At 71.5% G+C, this 19,859-nt stretch carries 18 protein-coding genes and 2 pseudogenes; 8 read left to right on the top strand and 12 right to left on the bottom strand.

Annotated features, from left to right (window positions below):
* Positions 1-444 precede the first annotated feature (444 nt).
* Both FCI23_RS31650 and FCI23_RS31655 read left to right on the top strand, forming a co-directional pair.
* Positions 445-1,464, top strand: a complete 1,020-nt coding sequence (locus tag FCI23_RS31650) for an ATP-binding cassette domain-containing protein (protein ID WP_136727430.1) — start codon at positions 445-447, stop codon at positions 1,462-1,464.
* Positions 1,461-2,252, top strand: coding sequence for an ABC transporter permease (locus tag FCI23_RS31655; protein WP_136727432.1), 792 nt, complete (start codon positions 1,461-1,463; stop codon positions 2,250-2,252). The genes FCI23_RS31650 and FCI23_RS31655 overlap by 4 nt, the downstream gene beginning before the upstream one ends.
* On the opposite strand, the gene FCI23_RS31660 is transcribed toward FCI23_RS31655, so the two are convergent.
* Positions 2,233-5,370, bottom strand: a complete 3,138-nt coding sequence (locus FCI23_RS31660) for an ATP-binding protein (RefSeq protein WP_136727434.1) — start codon at positions 5,368-5,370, stop codon at positions 2,233-2,235. The two genes, FCI23_RS31655 and FCI23_RS31660, sit on opposite strands and share 20 nt — an antisense overlap.
* A 343-nt stretch (positions 5,371-5,713) precedes the next feature.
* Entirely contained in the window at positions 5,714-5,950 is a 237-nt protein-coding gene (locus FCI23_RS31665) for a hypothetical protein (RefSeq protein WP_136727436.1), read from the bottom strand.
* A 615-nt stretch (positions 5,951-6,565) separates the two neighbouring features.
* On the opposite strand from FCI23_RS31665, the gene FCI23_RS31670 reads away from it, so the two are divergent.
* On the top strand, positions 6,566-6,799 hold the full coding sequence (locus FCI23_RS31670) for an Lrp/AsnC family transcriptional regulator (protein WP_136727438.1): 234 nt from the start codon (positions 6,566-6,568) through the stop codon (positions 6,797-6,799).
* A gap of 140 nt (positions 6,800-6,939) precedes the next feature.
* On the opposite strand, the pseudogene FCI23_RS31675 reads toward FCI23_RS31670, so the two are convergent.
* Positions 6,940-7,103 (bottom strand): annotated as a pseudogene (locus tag FCI23_RS31675) (divalent metal cation transporter); the annotation flags it as partial.
* 56 nt (positions 7,104-7,159) lie between these two features.
* Entirely contained in the window at positions 7,160-7,516 is a 357-nt protein-coding gene (locus FCI23_RS31680) for an ArsR/SmtB family transcription factor (RefSeq protein WP_136727440.1), read from the bottom strand.
* Positions 7,517-7,596: 80 nt separating this feature from the next.
* On the opposite strand from FCI23_RS31680, the gene FCI23_RS31685 reads away from it, so the two are divergent.
* Positions 7,597-8,733: a cation diffusion facilitator family transporter gene (locus FCI23_RS31685; protein ID WP_136727441.1), complete on the top strand. Its 1,137-nt coding sequence runs from the start codon at positions 7,597-7,599 to the stop codon at positions 8,731-8,733.
* Positions 8,734-9,169: 436 nt separating this feature from the next.
* On the opposite strand, the gene msrB is transcribed toward FCI23_RS31685, so the two are convergent.
* From msrB to FCI23_RS31705, 4 genes are all read right to left on the bottom strand, one after another.
* On the bottom strand, positions 9,170-9,577 hold the full coding sequence (gene msrB / locus FCI23_RS31690; RefSeq protein ID WP_136727443.1) for a peptide-methionine (R)-S-oxide reductase MsrB: 408 nt from the start codon (positions 9,575-9,577) through the stop codon (positions 9,170-9,172).
* A 13-nt stretch (positions 9,578-9,590) separates the two neighbouring features.
* Entirely contained in the window at positions 9,591-10,985 is a 1,395-nt protein-coding gene (gene murC, locus FCI23_RS31695; protein ID WP_136727445.1) for a UDP-N-acetylmuramate--L-alanine ligase, read from the bottom strand.
* 163 nt (positions 10,986-11,148) lie between these two features.
* On the bottom strand, positions 11,149-11,622 hold the full coding sequence (locus FCI23_RS31700; RefSeq protein WP_136727447.1) for an indole-3-glycerol phosphate synthase: 474 nt from the start codon (positions 11,620-11,622) through the stop codon (positions 11,149-11,151).
* A gap of 95 nt (positions 11,623-11,717) precedes the next feature.
* Entirely contained in the window at positions 11,718-12,497 is a 780-nt protein-coding gene (locus FCI23_RS31705) for a pyrimidine reductase family protein (protein ID WP_136727449.1), read from the bottom strand.
* 421 nt (positions 12,498-12,918) lie between these two features.
* Here FCI23_RS31705 and zapE point away from each other — a divergent pair, with 421 nt between their 5' ends.
* A complete protein-coding gene (gene zapE / locus FCI23_RS31710) occupies positions 12,919-14,019 on the top strand; it encodes a cell division protein ZapE (RefSeq protein ID WP_136727451.1) in 1,101 nt (366 codons plus the stop codon).
* 16 nt (positions 14,020-14,035) lie between these two features.
* The gene (locus FCI23_RS31715) at positions 14,036-14,932 is read left to right on the top strand and encodes a polyphosphate kinase 2 family protein (protein ID WP_136727453.1); all 897 of its coding nucleotides are present in this window, start codon (positions 14,036-14,038) and stop codon (positions 14,930-14,932) included.
* A 9-nt stretch (positions 14,933-14,941) separates the two neighbouring features.
* On the opposite strand, the gene FCI23_RS56850 is transcribed toward FCI23_RS31715, so the two are convergent.
* From FCI23_RS56850 to FCI23_RS31730, 4 genes are all read right to left on the bottom strand, one after another.
* Entirely contained in the window at positions 14,942-15,082 is a 141-nt protein-coding gene (locus FCI23_RS56850) for a hypothetical protein (protein WP_169317019.1), read from the bottom strand.
* 31 nt (positions 15,083-15,113) lie between these two features.
* A complete protein-coding gene (gene treZ / locus FCI23_RS31720) occupies positions 15,114-16,856 on the bottom strand; it encodes a malto-oligosyltrehalose trehalohydrolase (protein WP_136727455.1) in 1,743 nt (580 codons plus the stop codon).
* A gap of 58 nt (positions 16,857-16,914) precedes the next feature.
* Positions 16,915-17,817, bottom strand: a complete 903-nt coding sequence (locus tag FCI23_RS31725) for an N-acetyltransferase (protein WP_136727457.1) — start codon at positions 17,815-17,817, stop codon at positions 16,915-16,917.
* Positions 17,818-17,989: 172 nt separating this feature from the next.
* Positions 17,990-18,601, bottom strand: a complete 612-nt coding sequence (locus FCI23_RS31730; RefSeq protein ID WP_136727459.1) for a TetR/AcrR family transcriptional regulator — start codon at positions 18,599-18,601, stop codon at positions 17,990-17,992.
* 121 nt (positions 18,602-18,722) lie between these two features.
* Between FCI23_RS31730 and FCI23_RS31735 the strand changes: the two genes are divergently transcribed.
* Together FCI23_RS31735 and FCI23_RS31740 are read left to right on the top strand one after the other, a co-directional pair.
* Complete coding sequence (locus FCI23_RS31735) at positions 18,723-19,658, top strand: ABC transporter permease (RefSeq protein WP_136727461.1); 936 nt, start codon at positions 18,723-18,725, stop codon at positions 19,656-19,658.
* Positions 19,651-19,859 (top strand): annotated as a pseudogene (locus tag FCI23_RS31740) (ABC transporter ATP-binding protein); the annotation flags it as partial. The gene FCI23_RS31735 and the pseudogene FCI23_RS31740, both read left to right, overlap by 8 nt.

The raw sequence follows: 19,859 nt of genomic DNA on the forward strand, positions 1-19,859 counted from the left end.
ATGAGAGGCTGCTCGGTTGACGCGGACTCGGTCCCGGGGGAGGCGCGGTCAGTGCTCGCCGATCGTCAGGCGCAGGTACTGGGAGATGGCCGCGCCGCGGTTCTCGGCGCGTAGCTTGCGCAGGATCCGCTTGGAAACGCGCGGGTTCGGGAGATTGGAAGCCGAGGGGTCTGCATGTCTCGGCCGCTACAGCTTCACCGCCTCCAGCCTGGGCGGTGGCGGCTGCGCCCGCTGCGCGACCCGGATGCGCCGGAGCCGGGCGAGGGCGACGACGGTGAAGAGTGCTGAGCGTCAAGAGTCGGCCAGGGCGCTGATGGCGCGGCGATAGCCGCGCTGAGGCCGCAACGGCGGGGAGGCAATAAGGCATTGCCTCCCCGCCCGGTTCCGGGGCGCTGAAACCATCGTGAAACCGCGCTGAATGCGCCCTGCCGCACGCTCTGCGGCATGACGACAACGACTTCGCACTCTCTCGCCATCGCGGCCAAGGGGCTGCGCAAGGCCTACGGGGACAAGACGGTCCTCGACGGTATCGATCTGGCGGTGCCGGCCGGCACGGTCTTCTCGCTGCTCGGCCCGAACGGCGCCGGTAAGACCACCGCCGTCAAGATCCTCTCCACCCTCATCACCGCCGACGCCGGCGACCTGCACGTCGGCGGCCACGACCTGGCGGCCGACCCGCAGGCCGTGCGGGCCGCGATCGGCGTCACCGGCCAGTTCTCCGCCGTCGACGGCCTGATCACCGGCGAGGAGAACATGCTCCTCATGGCGGACCTGCACCACCTCTCGCGCAGCGAGGGCCGCCGCACCGCCGCCGAACTCCTTGAGCGCTTCGACCTGGTGGAGGCCGCGAAGAAGCCCGTCTCCACCTACTCCGGCGGCATGAAGCGCCGCCTCGACCTCGCCATGACGCTGGTCGGCAACCCGCGGATCATCTTCCTCGACGAGCCGACCACCGGCCTCGACCCGCGCAGCCGCCACAACATGTGGGGGATCATCCGCGAGCTGGTCTCCGGCGGCGTCACCGTCTTCCTCACCACCCAGATTCTGGAGGAGGCCGACGAGCTCGCCGACCGCATCGCCGTGCTGAACGACGGCAAGATCGCCGCAGAGGGGAGCGCCGACGAGCTGAAGCGGCTCATCCCGGGCGGGCACGTGCGGCTGCGGTTCGCCGACCCGGCCGCCTACCAGTCCGCCGCCGTCGCCCTGCGCGAGGTCGCTCTCCCCCAAGCTCTCGGCTTCGCTCGAGCAGGGGGCGCCCCCATCGACGAGACGCTGTCGCTGCAGATCCCCAGCGACGGCAGCCCGCGCGAGCTGCGCTCCATCCTCGACTGGCTGGATGCGAGCAGCATCGAGGCGGACGAGCTGACCGTGCACACCCCCGACCTCGACGACGTGTTCTTCGCCCTGACCGGCGGCACCAAGGTCCCCAACGTCCCCAACCAGCCCAAGGAGAACGTCCGATGAGCGCCCTCTCCCTCGCCGTACGCGACTCGAACACGATGCTGCGCCGCAACCTGCTGCACGTACGGCGCTACCCGTCCATGACCCTGAACCTGCTGCTCACGCCGATCATGCTGCTGCTGCTCTTCGTCTACGTCTTCGGAAACGTGATGAGCGCGGGCATCGGTGGCGGCGGCGCGGACCGCTCCGACTACATCGCCTATCTCGTCCCGGGCCTCCTGGTGATGACCATCGGCAGCACCGTGATCGGGGCCGCGGTGTCCGTCTCCATGGACATGACCGAGGGCCTCATCGCCCGCTTCCGTACGTTGGCGGTCTACCGCGGCTCTGTGCTCATCGGGCACGTCGTCGGCAGTGTGCTGCAGGTGCTCGCCAGCCTGGTCCTCGTCGGTGCCGTCGCCGTGGCCATCGGCTTCCGGTCCACGGACGCCACGGCCCTGGAGTGGCTGGCGGCGTTCGGACTGCTCGCGCTGTTCGCCCTGGCGCTCACCTGGATCGCGGTCGGGATGGGCATGGCCAGCCCGAACCCCGAGGCCGCCAGCAACATGGCAACGCCGCTGATTCTCCTCCCGCTCATCTCGAGCGCCTTCACCCCGGCCGACACGATGCCGGGCTGGTTCCAGCCGATCGCCGAGTACCAGCCGTTCACGCCGGTCATCGAGACCCTGCGCGGCCTGCTGCTCGGCACCGAGATCGGCAACAACGGGTGGATCGCGATCGCCTGGTGCGTCGGCCTGGCCGCGCTCGGCTACCGCTGGTCGACGTCACTGTTCAACCGCGACCCGAAATGAGCGCGCGGGCTGCCTCCCGCAGCTCGTCCCGCTCCAGGGCGGCGTACTCCGACACCGCGTCGGCGTACGCCGCCCTGTCGGCGTCCTCGGCCGCCTGCCGGGCACGGGCCGCCGACATCGTCGGCTGGAAATCGCGCAGCACCCGCAGCCGTTCGGCCAGCGCGATCATCCGTACGGCACCGGCGTCGCCGGACGCGAGCCCCGCCATGCCAAGGGCGTGCAGCACCGTCCCGAACACGGGGAGCTCCATGGGCGAGCGGGACGGACCGGAGAGCAGGGTCCGCAGCCGCTGCCGCAGCCGATCGACCACCTCCGCGACGAGCCCGAGCCGGCCGGCGTGCGCGTGCGCCGTCACCGCCGCCGACTGGATCTGCAGCACCCACCGGTCGAGGAAGGGGTCGACGCTGTGCATCGAGCCGGCCTCGGGCATCCGCTCCACGTTCTCCACGTTGCGGCGCCACAAGCCGAGCCCGACCTCCGTCAGTCCGCGGGCGAGCGCGATCTCGGCGCGGCCGCCGAAGTCGGGGCTGTAGAAGTCGTCCTTCTGCGGGGTGTTGTCGCCCTCCGCCTGCCACAGCCAGTACTCGGCCTCGTCGGGGTCGCCGCGCTGCAGGCAGGCGAGGGCGAGGCCCCAGCGGACGCCGATGGAGTCGTGCTCGTCGCCGAGGCGCGGCAGCGCCTCGAGCGCCGCCTTGAGGTGCCCGTACGCGGCCTCGCCCTGCTCCATCTGCAAGCACAGTTCGCCGAGCCGGGCATGGCCCATGACCTGCAGGAACGGGTTGTCGACCGGCGCCAGGGCGGCGATGCTCCGGCGAGCCGAGGCGAGCGCGCGGTCGATGTCGTGCTCGTTCTCCCAGACGTAGGTGGCGACGCACTCGGCGATGCCGGTGAGCAGCGGCTGCTCGCTGCCGCAGAGCCCCCGCAGCACGTCGTAGTCGGGAGGCAGCATCTCGGGGACCGCGCTCAGCACTACCGCGATGGCGCGCACCAGCGTGTCCGGCGGGGCCGGGGGCAGCCGCCGGAGGGTGACGAGCTGGCGTACGACGTGCGGACCGTAGCCCATGAACAGGCTCGCCGTGCACAACACCGCAGCGGCGCGGGCGACTTCGACGTATTCGGGCTCGGGGTAGTAGTGCGACAGCGGCGGGCCGGTGTCCGCGGCGAGGGCGGTGAGGCGGGGGTAACTGGAGCCGGTGGACCACAGGGCGGCGAGGACGGCGGTGAGGGCGGCGATGGTGGGACCGTCCGTACGGGCCAGGGCGTGCCGCAGGGCCAGCACGAGGTTGTCCTGCTCGGCCCTGATCCGCTCCCAGGCGGCCAGCGGTTCCGAGCCGAAGTACCAGTCGTGGTACGCGACCCCGAAGTCCCGTGCCCAGGCGAGGAATTGGCCGACGGCCTCCTCTTCCTCGCCCGCCTCCGCACGCCGGGCCGCGCTGAACTCCCGTACGGTCTCCAGCATCCGGAACCGCACGCCGGCCGGGGTGTCGGCGACGGTGAGCAGCGACTGATCGGCCAACTGCTCCAGCAGCGACAGCGCGTCCTCGCCGAGCACCTGCTCGCCCGCCTCGCCGGAGAAGCCGCCGGGGAAGACGGACAGCGTGCGCAGTGCCGCCCGGGCGTCCTTCGCGAGCAGGTTCCAGCTCCAGTCCACGACCGCGTGCAGCGTGCGGTGGCGCTCCGGGGTGTCCCGCGCCCCGCCGCGCAGCAGCGCGAACCGGTCGCCGAGGCGGCGGGCGATCTCCGGCACCGAAAGGACCCGCACCCGCGCGGCGGCCAGCTCCACGGCGAGCGGCAGCCCGTCGAGGTGGCGGCACAGCCCGGCCACCGCGTCCGGCGGCAGCCGCACGCCGGCCCGGGCGGCCCGGGCCCGCTGTGTGAACAGCTCGACCGAGGTGTCGAGACCGAGCTCCGGCAGCGCGTACACCGCCTCAGACGTGAGGCCCAGCGGGGCCCGGCTGGTGGCGAGCACCCGCAGGTCCTTCGAGGACGAGACCAGGGCCTGTACGAGGTCGGCGGCGCCCCGGACGACCTGCTCGCAGTTGTCCAGCACCAGCAGCGCGGGCCCGGAGCCGAGCACGCCGAGGATGCCGGACACCGGGTCGGCCGGGACGTGGCCGCTCATGGCGCCGGGCCGCCCCTCGCCCGCGCCGAGCGCGGAGGCCACCTCCGCGGCCACGTCCTCGTCCGTTGTGACGCCGGCGAGCGGCACGAAATACACCACGCGCTGCCCGGCCCGGCGGCTGACGGCGTGCGCGAGCCGGGTCTTGCCGAGGCCGCCGGGGCCGCCGACGGTGACGGCGCGGGAAGCGCGCAGCAGCCGCTCCACCGCCGCGATGTCCTCGTCCCGTCCCAGCAGCGGGTTCGGCTCGTGCGGCACGCCGTGCCTGACCACAGGCGACTCGCCGCGCAGCAGCTCCTGCTGTACGGCCCTGAGCCCGGCGCCCGGATCCGTGCCGAGCTCGTCGCGCAGCTCACGGCGGTACGCCTCGTACCGCATCAGCGCGGCGGACGGGCCCGCCGTCGCCGCCTCGCCGCGCAGCAGCTCGGCGAGCACCTCCTCGTCGCGCGGATGCTCCGAGGCGGCCACGGCCAGCGGCCCGGCCGCCTCCGCGTGCCGCCCCAGCCGGGCGAGCGCGAGCGCCTGCGCGCGTACGAGCGTGCCTCGGGCAGGGGCGCGCTCGGTGCGCAACGCGGCTACGGGGTCGTCGGTGTCGCCGGCCCCGTCAGGGGTGCCCTTCCACAGCGCGAGCCCGGCCTCGGCCGCAGCCAGCGACCCCGCGTGGTCCCCGGCCCTGGCCCGGTCCGCGCTCGCGGCGGCGTGCAGCAGCAGGGCGGAGCTGTCGGCCTGGTCCTCGGCGAGTGTGAGCCGGTATCCGGTCGGTGTGCTGACGATGACGTCGGCGCCCAGCTGCGCCCGGGCCCTGGACACGAGGACCTGCAGCGCCTTTCCCGGCCGCTCCGGCAACTCGTCCGGCCACAGCCCTGCCACCAGCCGCTCGGTGCTGCAGCCCGTGCGCAAGTCGCCTGCGAGCAGCGCGAGGAGACCGCGAAGCCGGGGCGCGGTGACCTCCTGTCCGCGATAGGCGACACGCGGCAGCAGGGTCAGGTCGGTAGTCACCCGTGCAGATTAGCCAAGGCGCCGGCCGCCGGAACTCCCGCTGCGCTGACCGCTCCCACCGCGGGCCGAACTCCCGCTGCGCGGGCGGCCCTCGCCTGACGCGCGCCCGCCGCCCGGGCGGCTGCCGCAGCCGCGCCGACCGTTCCTTCACCCGCGCCAACCGATCCCGCCGCCGCCGGTCCGTTCTGGCGTGGCTGCGCTGTCGTCGGCGCACTCGTGCTGTTCGTTCCGGACTCGCAGATGCGCTATCAGCGCACGGCGACCGCCTGCTGCTCTACACCGACGGTGTCAGCGAGACCCGCGACGGTACCGGGACCTCTACCCCCTCACCCAGCGCGTCCGCCTATGGGCCTCCACCCCGCCCCGACGGCTCCTGGACCACCTCCACCAGGACCTGCGCGCCTACGTCCACGGCACCCGCGACGACGATCTCGCCGCCCTGGTCGCCCAGCGCGTCACCCCGCCCGACCGGGAAACGGCGGAACTCGATCTCGCTGTTCCCGCACAGCGCGGCCGCTGATTCACGGACTCCAACGGCGCGCCGACCCGCGTCGACTCCCGCGCGAAGGTCTACACGCACATGCCCACGGAGGAGATTCGCCGGGCCCTGCGGAAGCTGGGCAAGCTGTCGGCGGCCGAACCAGTAGGGCAGGAAAACAAGAAGAAGCGCGAGACCGAGGATGCGCAGTCATAGCGGGTGCTGTACTTCGCTGCTGTACGAAAGCGTCAGGACCCCGATCCGCGATGGGATAAGGGCCCTGACCTGGTTGGTTCCAGGTGGCGGGATTTGAACCCACGGCCTCTTCGTCCCGGAGCAACTCCAGCGACACTGTGACCTGCAGCCGACCGCCCGTGACCTGCGACGACCGTCCGCGACAGTCCGTGGTTACTGCCGAGTGGCCATGCCCGTCTCCGCACCACAGGCATGGCAACCACGTCATGTAGCGAATTGAAGAATTCTGCAATGCATCTTATATGCTAATAAACGGGGCACATGGTTCACTGCGGCGCCGGGGCTGGTGCCCCGCGGTGGCGGCCGTCTGTACGGTCCGATGCTGGGGCCGCGCACGTGAGGGGCCCGCTCCGTCCGGCCGCGCGAAGCATGGGTCCAGCCACGAAGCCCTGACGGCGAGGTCGCAGCAGCGTCACCTTGTCTCGTAGGGCAAGCGCGCAACCGGGCGCCGGGAGGTCCGTGATGATCGAGGCCTACATCCTGATCCAGACCGCAGCCGGCAAGGCACCCGCTGTGACCGAAGCGATCTCAGCAATCCCGGGGGTGGTGCGGGCCAAGTCCGTGACCGGACCGTATGACGTGATCGTGCGGGCCGAGGGCCCGACGGTGGACGACCTGGGCCGCCTGGTGGTAGCGCAGATCCAGCGGGTCGAAGGCATCTATCGCACCCTGACTTGTCCGGTGGTGGAGCTCTAACTCCCTGGCCCGAGACGAGGCGTCACGGCACTGTCCCCCCTCACGCCGCCCGAGCGGGCATCAGCCGTAAGGCGGCTCACTTCCGGCGCAGTGACTGCCGCAGGCCGGGCCGCTGGCCACACCTCGGTGCGTACGCAGCCCGTCACGATGGTCAGCGCGTTGAGCAGGAACAGGTCGATCACGGAGAACGCGCCCCAGAACTTCCCGAACCGCTCCAGGATCAGCCGGGCGTGCCCACCCCGGTGACCGCGCCGGGTCGCAGCACCATCTCCTGGTTGACATACAGCACCGGGACCAGCAGCAGGGTCCTTAAGCAGCGCACCCGCGTCACGCGGGTTCGGCCGTCGACATGCGCGGGTGTCAGTCGTGCGGTGGCAGGGCGTTGAGTTGGTGGTCGGCGGCGTTGAGCGCCTCGTCGACCAGCCGTCGCAGGTGCCCATGGCGCAGGGCATAGATCACCCGGCGGCCATCCTTGCGGGTGGTGACCAGTCCGGCGAGTCGGAGTCTGGCCAGGTGCTGGCTGACCGAGGGGCGGGCCGCGCCGCAGGCTTCGGTGAGGGTGCTCACGTCGGCCTCGGCCTCGGCGAGCTGGCGCAGCAGGGCCAGCCGGGTCCGGTCGGCGAGCAGGGCAAGGATCACGGCGGCCATCTCCAGCCGTTCGCCGTCGTCGTGCTCCTGCAAATCATGCGCACCTGATAGGTGCATGCGTGCACTCATACGCACATAATGAGAGGCTGGACGTCCGGTGTCCAGCCGGACCGTCCTGCCCGTCCCCCGAACCGGAAGGCTCTGAGCCCGTGAGCGACCACGATCACGACCACACCCATGAGCCGCGCGCAGCAGACAGTCACGATCACGGTCACGGCGGGCACAGCCACGCGCACGGCGACAACGACGGACACTTTCGCGGCCACGGCCACGACGGGCAAGAGCACGGCGGGTCGCGGTGGTCGCGGCTGCGGCACGGGGCCGTCCACGTGGTCACCCCACACAGCCATGAGGCCGGGGACAAGGTCGACTCGGCGATGGAGTCCTCAGCGGAGGGCATGCGGACCCTGTGGATCTCGCTGTCTGTACTCGGCGTCACCACGGTGCTGCAGGCCCTAGTCGTCGCCCTGTCCGGGTCGGTCGCACTACTCGGCGACACCATCCACAATGGCGCCGACGCGCTGACCGCCGTACCGCTGGGCATCGCCTTCATCCTCGGCCGGCGGGCGGCCACCCGTCGCTTCACCTATGGCTTCGGCCGTGCTGAGGACCTCGCGGGTATCGCCATCTTGTTGACCATCACCGCGTCCTCCGCGCTCGCCGCCTACACCGCCATGGACCGGCTGCTGAACCCCCGCGAGATCTCCCACCTGTCCGCGGTGGCTGCCGCGGCGGTGGTCGGCTTCGTCGGCAACGAGTGGGTGGCCCGCTACCGCATCCGCACCGGCCGGAAGATCGGCTCTGCGGCGCTGGTCGCCGACGGGCTGCACGCCCGCACCGACGGCTTCACCTCCCTGGCCGTCCTGCTCGGCGCGGGCGGCGCGGCGCTGGGCTGGCAACTGGCCGACCCCATCGTCGGCCTGCTGATCACCGTCGCGATCCTGCTCGTCCTCAAGAACGCGGCCAAGGAGGTCTTCCGCCGCCTGATGGACGCCGTCGACCCGGCCCTGGTCGATACCGCCGAAACGGCCCTGCGCACGGTGCCGGGTGTGAAGAAGGTCGGCGAGGTACGGATGCGCTGGATCGGCCACCAGTTGCGCGCCGAGGCCACCATCGTCATCGACGGCTCCCTGAGCCTGTTCTCCGCCCACCAGGTAGCCGTCGACGCCGAACACGCCCTGCTGCACGCTGTCCCCCGCCTCACCGCAGCCCTGATCCACCCCGATCCCACCCGCACCGGGGAAGAGGACCCGCACGCCGCCCTCGCCCACCACCAGGCCGCTTGACCAACAGCGACCCGTTGACGAGTGAGTGCACAGCCGCGGGGCAGGGCGAACCTGCCATGAGTGCCAGCAGTGGAGGGAAGCCGCTCATCTGGTGACCTGGCACGCCCGCCTCACCCGGGTGCTGTCAGTACCCGACAGCTCCGAGCGCATCCTGACGGCCGTCCCGGCGGACCTGCGGCTGGTGCGCTGCGCCCCCGCCGTGACGGCCCCGCAGAGTGATCGCCGTCCCTGCGCTGGTCGGCCGGGCAGGCCCCAAGATATCCCTGCAAGCGGCACGGGAGCTCGCCGCGTTCAACGTCACGCTCCCGGTGGCCCTGCTGGCCGCGGCGGCGCGTCCGGCCCAATGCTGCGCCTGCATGCCCAGGCCGTCCAGCGGCTCTTCCGGTCGTAGGAGGTTCGCTCGGCGAGCTCCGCGCTCACGGTGTCGGTGGTCTGTTCATCCCTCGTCGGGGGTCAGCCGCAGCGAGATGGAGTTGATGCAGTACCGCTGGTCGGTGGGAGTGCCGTAGCCCTCACCCTCGAACAGGTGTCCCAGGTGTGAGCCGCACGTCGCACAGCGGACCTCGGTCCGCACCATCCCGAGGGACCGGTCCTCCAAAAGTTCTACGGCATCTGAGTTGCGTGCATCCCAGAAGCTGGGCCATCCGCAGTGGCTCTCGAATTTGGTGTCGGAGCGGAAGAGCTCCGCGCCGCAGGCGCGGCAGGAGTAGACGCCGGTGGTCTTGGCGTCGGTGTACTCGCCGGCGAAGGCGCGCTCGGTGCCTGCCTCACGGAGGACGGCGTACTCCTGGGGCGTCAGCTCTTCGCGCCATTGCGCGTCGGACTTCTCGACTTCGTAACCCATGACAGGGCCCTCCTCAGCTCTCGAGACGACGCAGGATCCATGGACCGAGATCGGTCACGTCTCCCGCGCCCATGGTGAGAACAAGGTCACCCGGCTTGGTCATTCCGGCGATGAGGTCCGGGATCGCGTGTCTGTCGTGCTCGGCGGTGACGTCGGCGCCCTTGGCGGTGGCGGCGTCGATGATCAGGGCGCTGGTGACGCCCGGGACCGGGTCCTCGCGGGCGGGGTAGATGTCGAGGACGACGGAGGCGTCGGCGAGGGCGAGGGCGTGGCCCATCTCGGTGCCGAGCTCCTGGGTGCGGCTGAAGAGGTGGGGCTGGAAGACGACGAGGATGCGCGGTCCCGGGCCGACGGCGCCGCGCAGCGCACCGAGGTCGGCGGTCATCTCGCTGGGGTGGTGGGCGTAGGAGTCGATGACCTGGACGCCGTTCGCGGTGCCCTTGAGCTGCAGGCGGCGCTTGACCCCGGTGTACGAGGAGAGGGCGTGGGCGAGGCGGCCCGGTGCGATACCGAGGGCGATGCCGGCGGCGAGGGCGGCGCAGGCGTTGTGGGCGTAGTGGCGGCCGGGGACGGACACGGTGAAGACGTATTCCTGATCTTCGACGAGGACGGTCACCTCGCTCGTCATGCCCTTGGGGGCGATCTTGACGATCCGCAGGTCGGCGTCATCGTCCTCGCCGACGCGGACGATGGACAGGTCCTCGCGGCCGGATACCCGGGCAGCCAGCTCGCGCGCGCCGGGGTGCTCGCCCACCACCAGAGTGCCACCCGGGCGGATCTTGGCGACGAACGCCTCGAAGGACTCGTAGATCTCCTCCAGCGAGGCGTAGTTGGCGTGGTGGTCCAGCTCCACATTGAGGACGATGGCGACCTCGGGGTCGTACTTCTGGAAGCTGCGGTCGCTCTCGTCCGCCTCGGCGACAAAGATCTCGCCGGTGCCGTGGCGGGCGTTGGAACCGGGGGCGTCGAGATCGCCGCCGATGGCGTACGAGGGGTCGAGACCCAGCCCGGTGAGGCTGACGGCGAGCATGGAGGTGGTCGTGGTCTTGCCGTGCGTGCCCGCGACGGCGATGGCCCGCAGGCCGGACATGAGGGCGGCCAGCGCGTCGGCACGGTGCACCACCGGCACGGCGCGGGCCTGTGCGGCGGTCAGCTCCGGGTTGTCGGCGCGGATGGCGCTGGAGACGACGACGCTGGTCGCGTCGGTGGCGAGGTGCTCGGCGGCGTGGCCGATGTGCACGGTCGCGCCGAGCGCGCGGAGGGCGGCGGCGGTGTCGGAGTCCTTCGCGTCGCTGCCCGCGACCTGGGCGCCCCGCTGGGCGAGGATCTTGGCAATGCCCGACATTCCGGCGCCGCCGATACCGATGAAGTGCGGTCGGTCCAGGGCGGGGGGAACGGTGGGTGCCATGCGCGGCGTCTCCCTGATCGTGGCTGCGGTGGCCGGGCGGGCGCCCGGCAGACTCGATTCTCGCACCTCGCCGTACACGCCCGGGCCGCGTGTGTCAGCAGCCTGAAAGAGGCTCTTTGTGATCACCGGCGCCGCCCAACGCCGTGGCGCCGGGCGGCACCCCTCAGTCCTCCGTGCCGTGCGCGAACAGCTTCAGCACCGGCACGCCGACCTTGTGGCGGGCCCGGGAGGTCCAGTCGCGGTGGAAGAACTCCTCGACGAAGTGCGGGGCGGTGAGCACGATGACCTCGTCGGCGTGCGTCTGCTCCACGACGGACTTCAGCAGGTCCAGCGGGTGGCTCTCGACCACCTCGCCGACCGCCTCGGCGCCGGTGCCGCGCAGCGACTGGAGCGAGTGGCTGAGGGCCCGCTCGGCGGGCAGGAGGGCGGTTTCGCCCTCGGGGAGCTCATGCTCATGGACGGCTTCGTCCAGATAGCCGAGGGCGACGTCGTCGACGGCCCGCAGCAGCCGGTCCTGGTCGCCACGGGGCTGCATGAGCACGACGAAAGAGACGGGCTCGTCTCCGTGGAGGCTGGTCACGAGCTCCACATCGCTGGGGACGAGCGGCTTCTCGATCATGAGTACGGTCGTGAACACGGACGAGTCCTTCTCTCCTGCCCCGACGGGTCGCGGGACACGCAGTGTAAGTGTTCCCGCACGGTGACAAGCGGAACGGGATATTCCGCAGTGCGTCAGCCGTGCTGGTGGCTTTGCCGATGGCTATGCGTGTAGCGGGTGAACAGGTAACCGTCCTCCTCCAGGATCGAGACGGGATGGAACCGTTCGGGTACGGCGATCATGGGGCCGTTCATGATCCGCGGGGCGCCTCCGGCGGTGACCAGCGGGGCGAGCGTCAGGCACAGCTCGTCGACCGCTCCCGCCGCCGCGAACTGCGCCAGCAGCCTGGGGCCGCCTTCGCAGAGCAGCCGCCGAAGGCCCCGGTCGGCCAGCTCGGCCACCGCCTGTGCGGGGTCCACGCCGTGCCCGGCGCCCGCCACCACGACGACCGCGCCCGCCTTCTTGGCCGCCGTCACCCGGTCGGGCGCGGCATCGGCCCCGGTGAGCAGCAGCGTCGGGGTCACCGGCGCGGTGAACAGCGGCGCCGAGAAGTCCAGGTCCAGGCTCGCGCTGACCACCGCGATCGCCGGCGCCGGCGGCTGCCCGGCCGCCGCCCGGCGAGCGGTGAACGCCTCCCTGACCCGGGCCGGTCGGTACCCCTCCTGGCGAACCGTTTCCGCACCCACCACCACGGCGTCCGCCAGCACCCGAAGCACCCCGAACACCCGCATGTCGGCATCCGATGACAACGCCTGCGACCGCCCGTCGTGCCGAGCCGCCCCGTCCAGCGACGCCACCATGTTGGCGCGCAGCCAAGGCGTAGGCGATGCCTCCGGATAGGCATACGCGTCAGCCAGGGCTTCCAATGTGTCGAGGGGCTCCTCGGCCCGGGATACGGGGTACAGACGGCGCATGGTGTGCAGTCTGGCACGGCGTACGCCGTCTTGAGCAGCACCCTTCACGCCCGCGCGGACCGCCGCGCGCGCCCCGCCAACCGGGCTGCCGCCCCGGTATCGCGTAGCGGAGCCCCTGCGGAGGCGCGGCCGCTGATCGCCGCCCCCGGCCCGGCACGGAGAGCGACTGTGGGACGTAGGCGCATCAGCCACGGCCCCCCGGGGCCCGACGGGGCGCCGGGATCATATTCCGCCGCGGCGGCGAGGGGCGGAACGGCGAGGTCCGGCGCTTTTGAGCCGCCAGGCCCCCGCGACTCCGCCGGAGAGGCCCGGAGGCGGGCGCGCCGTCCGCGCTCCGCGCTCGCGCGGAGCGCGGGGAGTGGGAGTGGGGTGCGCCACACCGTCGTAGGACCCTCTGCCGGAGGCACTACGCTGGGTGATTGTGTCGTCCTACGCTGCCGCTTCCGAAGCCGTCCCCATAACCGGGGAGGCCACCCCGGTCTCGCTCTGCGCCCGCGAGCCGCACGTTCCCGCCGACCGGCTGGTCGGGGAGCTGGTGCCGCCGCCGCGCTTCGACTCCGTACGGTTCGACAACTACATCCCGGACCCGCAGCAGCCGAGCCAGGCCGAGGCCGTACGGGTGCTCGCCGGCTTCGCCGGGTCCCTGGGCGGGGCCGGCTCGGCGGACGGGGCGCGGAAGCGCTGGTTCCGGCGGGAGGCGGCTGTTCCCGCCGGGCCCGGCGGGGTGTATCTGGACGGCGGGTACGGCGTCGGGAAGACCCACCTGCTGGCGTCGCTGTGGCACGCCACCCCCGCCCCGCGCGAGCAGAAGGCGTTCGGCACGTTCGTCGAACTGACCAACCTTGTCGGTGCTCTCGGCTTCCAGCACGCCGTGCAGGCGCTGAGCGGCCACCGCCTCGTCTGCATCGACGAATTCGAGCTCGACGACCCCGGGGACACCGTCCTGGTATCCAGCCTGCTCGGCAAGCTGGCCGGCGCCGGGGTCAGGCTCGCCGCCACCTCCAACACTCTGCCCGGCAAGCTCGGCGAGGGCCGCTTCGCCGCCACGGACTTCATGCGGGAGATCCAGGGCCTCTCCGCGCGGTTCCGCTCCCTGCGCATCGACGGCCAGGACTACCGGCACCGGGGCCTGCCCGAGGCCCCGGCGCCGTACGCTGACGCGCAGGTCGACGCGGCCGCCCACCGCACCCCCTACGCGTCCCTGGACGACTTCGACGCACTCCTCGGCCACCTCGCCCGCGTCCATCCCAGCCGCTACGGCGCCCTCTGCGACGGTGTCGACGCGGTCTTCCTGCGCGGCGTCACCCCCGTCGAGGACCAGGCCACGGCTCTGCGCCTGGTCGTCCTGGCCGACCGGCTCTACGACCGCGAAGTCCCGGTGATGGCCTCCGGCGCGCCCTTCGACCAGCTCTTCAGCGCCGAGATGCTCGCCGGCGGCTACCGCAAGAAGTACTTCCGGGCCATCTCCCGTCTCACGGCGCTGGCACGTGACGCCAAGGGCCTCGCTGGCGGCGCGGCCTGATCCGTCGCAGGATCGGATGGTGGCGAAGAATCCCCGGAAACCCGGGAAACCGCAGCGGACCGGTCTCCGTACGCTCTTGCGCGTTCCCCCCGGCGCCGGCCGCGTCGAGATCGGGAAGTACGACCCCTCCGGCTTTCCCGCCGGCCCGCGCAAGAAGGCCGAGGGCCTGGCCGCGACCGCGGAGCTGGGGGTACGTCTCGCTTCCCTCCAGGACAGGTTCTTCGCCCAGAGCAGCGCCGGCGACCCGCGCTCGCTCCTCCTCGTCCTGCAGGGCATGGACACCTCGGGCAAGGGCGGCACGGTCAAGCACGTCTGCCGGTACTTCAACCCCGCCGGCCTTCGGGTGCGCGCCTTCAAGACGCCGACCGAAGAGGAGCGGCAGCACCACTTCCTCTGGCGGATCCGGCGGGCCCTCCCGCACCCGGGCGAGATCGGCATCTTCGACCGCTCGCACTACGAGGATGTGCTGATCGCCAGGGTGCGCGGGCTGGTGCCGCCCGCCACCTGGCAGGAGCGCTACGAGGTCATCAACGGCTTCGAGCGGTCACTGGCGGACGGCGGCATGACCATCGTCAAGGTCTTCCTGAACATCAGTTACGAGGAACAGTGCAGGCGGCTGCTGGCACGGCTGGACAACCCGCACAAGCATTGGAAGTTCAGTTCCTCGGACATCGATGAGCGGGCGCTGTGGCCCGCCTACCAGGAGGCGTACGAGGCGGCGCTGGAGCGGTGTTCGACGGACGCGGCGCCCTGGTACGTGGTGCCCGCCGACCACAAGTGGTACCGCAACTGGGCGGTGGGCACCCTGCTGGTGGAGCATCTGGAGATGCTGGACCCGAAGTACCCGCCGGCGGCCTTCGACGTGGAGGAGTGCCGGGCGCGGCTTCTCAGGACCTGCCCGCCCGGCGCCTGAGGAAGGCGCTCAGCCCGAGCATGCGGTGCGTTGCGCTTCCTGCCACTCGCAGACGGGGCAGAGCGTGACGCCGCGCTGGGTGGCAGGGTACTCGGTGGACTTGCCGCACAGTACGCAGTCCGCGCGGGGTCCGGGCGTGTCGTCGTCCATGCGGCCACCCTAGGCCCTGTCAACGTCAACGTCAGCGCTCGCGCAGCACCGCGACCGAGCGGGCGGGCAGGTGGAGGTCGCCGCCGTCGCCCGGGGGCTCGCAGGGGACCCAGGAGGCGATGACATCGAGCGGGCGGGGCGAGAGCGGGATCTTGGCGTCGCGGTCGGAGAAGTTCACGGCGATGTGGAAGGGGCCGCGCGTGATGCGCAGTGTGCGGTCGCCCGCGGAGGCCTGGAGCCGGTCCAGGTGCGGGTCGGCCAGGGCCGGTTCGGCGTGGCGGAGGGCGATCAGGCGGCGGTACCAGTCGAGGAGGGCGGCGTGCGGGGCGAGCTGGGGCTCCGACCAGTCGAGGCAGGAGCGGAGGCGGGTGGCGGGGTCCTGGGGGTCGGGGATGTCGGACTCGGGCCAGCCGTGGGCGGCGAATTCGCGGCGGCGGCCGCGGGTGATGGCGGCGGCGAGGTCCGGGTCGTCGTGGTCGGTGAAGAACTGCCAGGGGGTGTGGGCGCCCCATTCCTCGCCCATGAAGAGCATGGGGGTGAACGGCGCGGTGAGGACCAGCGCGGCGGCGATGGCGAGTTGGTCGGGGGAGAGCCGGTCGCCGAGGGCGCGGTTGCCGATCTGGTCATGGGTCTGGGCATAGCCGAGAAAGCGGTGCGCGGGCGTTCCCGTACGGTCCAGGGGGCGGCCGTGGGCGCGGTCCCGGAAGCTGGAGTAGGTGCCGTCGTGGAAGAAGACACCGGTGAGGATCTTGGCCAGGGCGGCGGCCGGGTCCTGTGCGAAGTCGGCGTAGTAGCCGTGGGACTCGCCGGTCACTGCGGTGTGCAGGGCGTGGTGGAAGTCGTCGTTCCACTGGGCGTGCAGGCCGACGCCGCCGGCGTCGCGGGGGGTGGTGGTGTGGGGGTCGTTGAGATCGGACTCGGCGATGAGGAAGAGCGGCCGCCCGACGGCGGCCGACAGGGCGTCGACGGCCGTCGAGAGCTCCTCCAGGAAGGGCAGTGCCCGGTTGTCGACGAGGGCGTGCACCGCGTCCAGGCGCAGGCCGTCGAGGCGGTAGTCGCGCAGCCAGGCGAGCGCGCTGTCCAGCAGATATGTGCGGACTTCGTCGGAGCCGGGCGTGTCGAGGTTGACGGCGTCGCCCCAGGGCGTGTGATGCCGGTCGGTGAAATACGGGCCGAACGCGGGCAGGTGGTTGCCGGACGGCCCGAGGTGATTGTGGACGACATCCAGCACCACCCCCAGGCCGTGGGCGTGGGCGGCGTCCACGAAGCGCTTCAGGCCGTCCGGGCCGCCGTACGGTTCGTGGACGGCCCACAGGGACACACCCTCGTACCCCCAGCCGTGCCTGCCGGGAAAGGGGCAGACCGGCATCAGCTCTATATGGGTGATCCCCAGCCCGGCGAGATGGGGCAGCCGTTCGGCGGCGGCGTCGAAGGTGCCCTCGATCGTGAAGGTGCCGATATGCAGCTCGTAGAGGACCGCGCCCGGCAGCGGCCGGCCGTGCCAGGGCTGCCGCCACTGGAAGAGCCCGTGGTCGACGACCGCGCTCGGCCCGTCGGGGCCGTCCGGCTGGCGGCGCGAGCGCGGGTCGGGCAGCGGCGTGCCGCCGTCGAGCACGTACGCGTAACGCGTGCCGTGCCCGGCGGCCGGCCCCGGCGGCCCTGATGCCCGCCACCAGCCGGGGCGGACCGGATCCGGCCGCATCGGATGGCTGTCGTCCCCGATCCGCACCTCGACCCGGCCGGCCCGGGGCGCCCACACCTCGTATGCGTCCATGGGGCGATCCCTACCCCACCGCGGGCACCGCGTAGCCCCGTAACCTGCGGCCCGGCGCTCAGATGAGGTTGATGCGCTCCTGGGTGATCGGATATCCGGCCTTCGCGAAGTGGGCGGCCATCGGGAAGTTGCCCTGGTCGGTGGCGGCGAGGATCTGCTCGGCGCCTTCGGCTGCCAGCACATGTGTGGTCTCGACCAGCAGGTCGTACGCGTATCCGTGGCCGCGCTGCTCCGGTACGACGCCGATGTGGCCGACGCACGGGCCGGTCGGGTTGCGCCCGGGAATGTGCAGCCCGACCAGTTCGCCCCCGGGCGTGTACGCGAGCTGCCACCACTCGCGGGGCGAGGGCAGCCAGTGGAAGAACTCCAGGTTCTCCCGCGCGGCTGCCTCGACGCCCGACTCCTGGACGACCTTGCGGTCGTGCGCGTCCAGGGTGCCGTCGTGGAGGCGGCACAGGACGTCGAAGAACACCTCGTCGTCCGGCTCCGCCCGGAACTCCAGGCGCCCGGGCCGCTCCGGCAGCCCGCATTCCGGTGTCCAGGTGTAGCGGTACCGCTCGACCAGCGGCTTCATCCCTGCCGCTGTCGCGGCGTCGATACGGGCCTCGGCGGCGGCCCGCAGCTCGGGCCGCTCCCGCCAGCCGGGCGGCAGCAACAGGTCGTACTCGGCGTGTAGTGGTGCTGTGCGCAGCAGCTGGACCGCGGCGTCGGCGTCGGTGAAGTCGAACCAGTCCAGGGCGCCCGGCTTGTCGTCGCCGGGCTCGCCCCACCAGGCGGCGCGGGCGACGGTGGCGCCATTACGCAGCGCGACCCAGGTCCATTCGGGGCGGTACTCGCCGCCCTCGTCGGTGGTGCTGTAGGTGCCGCCGAGGATGGCGCGGCCGACGAGCCCGGGGTCGGGCAGGGAGGTGAAGAGGTGTGATTCGCCGGCGGTGAGCGGGCGGATGACCAGGTCAGTCATGATCGTCTCAGGTCCTTACGGGAGGATGACGCGCTCCCGGTCAGACATGGGACGCCCTGCGGACGGGGCGGGAGCGCGGGGTCGCGGATGTCGCGTTCACGGGCTCTCGCCTCCTTCCTTGGCCAAGGGCGTGCGGTGACTCTAGCCGTGCGGCGGCCTCGCGGTCCAAGGATTAACCGGCGGCGGTCAGGGCCGCCGTCGTGGCGGTGGCGAGCCGGTCCAGGTAGCGCTTGGTCACCGGCGCGCGGTTCACGGCGAGCCGCCAGTACAGCGGGCCGATGATCATGTCGAGGACGAGCTCGGCGTCGGTGTCGGCGGGCAGCTCGCCGCGGGCGACGGCATTGTGTATCAGGATCGCGCTCACGCCCTGCTGGGTCTCGCGCAGCGCCTTCTGCAGGGTCTGGGCGATATCGGGGTTGCGGGCCGCCTCGGCGAGCAGGTCCGGGACGATCTGGGACGCGAGCGGGTGCCGGAGCGCGAAGGAGATCACCCCGAGCAGCGCCCGCAGGTCACCCCGCAATGTGCCGGTGTCCGGGGCCGTGATGCCGTGCAGGGCGACGGCGGACACCACGTCCATCACCATCTGCAGCTTGGACGGCCAGCGCCGGTACACCGCCGTCTTGCCGACCCCGGCCCGGCGGGCGACGGCCTCGATGGACATCCGCCCGTACCCGACCGCTGCCAGTTCCTCGAAGACGGCAGCGCGGATCGCCTCGGTCACGTCTTCCTGGAGCACGGCGGCGCCGGCCGGGGCGCGTCTCGTCGGGGGCTTCGGTGGCGGCATCCGTTCAGTCTAGCGCGACGACGAAACGGTTGCGTTCCACCGTGCTCATGGCCTAACTTCAGCGATACGACGAAACCGTCCCGTCCCGTCGTTCCCCCTTCGCCGCCTGCAACGGATGGTCATGTCCGAATTGATCGAACGAGTCGCCCCCCACGACTCCCCTCCCACGGCACCGGCCGCGGCCGCTCACGACGGCCTGTCGGCCGCCGAACTTGCCGCCAAGTACGGCCTCGCGGTCAGCGGCGCCCGCCCAGGACTGGGAGAGTACGTCCGCCAGCTGTGGGGCCGGCGGCACTTCATCGTCGCCTTCGCCACCGCGAAGGTGCAGGCCCAGTACACCCAGGCGCAGCTCGGCCAGCTCTGGCAGGTCATGACACCGCTGCTCAACGCGGCCGTCTACTACCTCATCTTCGGCCTGCTGCTCGGCACCAGCCACGGCATCGACAACTTCATCCCCTTCCTGGTGACCGGTGTCTTCATCTTCACCTACACCCAGTCCTCGGTGATGGCAGGAGTCCGCGCCGTCGCCGGCAACCTCGGGCTGATCCGGGCGCTGCACTTCCCGCGTGCCTCGATGCCGATCGCCTTCACGCTGATGCAGCTGCAGCAGCTGCTGATGTCGATGGGGGTGCTGTTCGCCATCGTACTGATGACCGGCGAGGTGCCCACCTGGTCGTGGCTCCTGGCCGCGCCCGCGCTGCTCCTGCAGAGCGTCTTCAACGCGGGTATCGCGCTGGTCGTGGCCCGGCTCGGCAGCAAGATGACGGACCTGGCGCAGTTGATGCCCTTCATCCTGCGGACCTGGATGTACGTGTCCGGCGTCATGTACAGCATCAGCAATCTGACCGGCCGTGCCCCTCACGTGATCAAGATCCTGCTGGAGGTGAACCCGGCATCGATCTACATCGACCTGATGCGGTTCGCCCTGATCGACAGCTTCACCGCTGAACAGCTTCCGCCGCATGTGTGGCCGATCGCGCTGTTCTGGGCGGTCGTGTCGGGCATCGGCGGCTTTGTGTACTTCTGGAAGGCAGAGGAGCAGTACGGTCGTGGCTGAGCAGCTGATTCCGACGGTCATCGCCGATGACGTCCACATTGTCTATACGGTGCACGGTGCGGGCACCGGCCGTGGCAGCGCCGTTGCCGCGCTGTCGCGCATCGTCAGCCGCAAGAGCAATCCCAACGTCCGCAGGGTCCACGCGGTGCGGGGTGTCAGCTTCACCGCCTACCGGGGTGAGGCGGTCGGCCTCATCGGCTC

The sequence above is a fragment of the Actinacidiphila oryziradicis genome, assembly GCF_005047355.1.
Lineage (GTDB): Bacteria > Actinomycetota > Actinomycetes > Streptomycetales > Streptomycetaceae > Actinacidiphila > Actinacidiphila oryziradicis.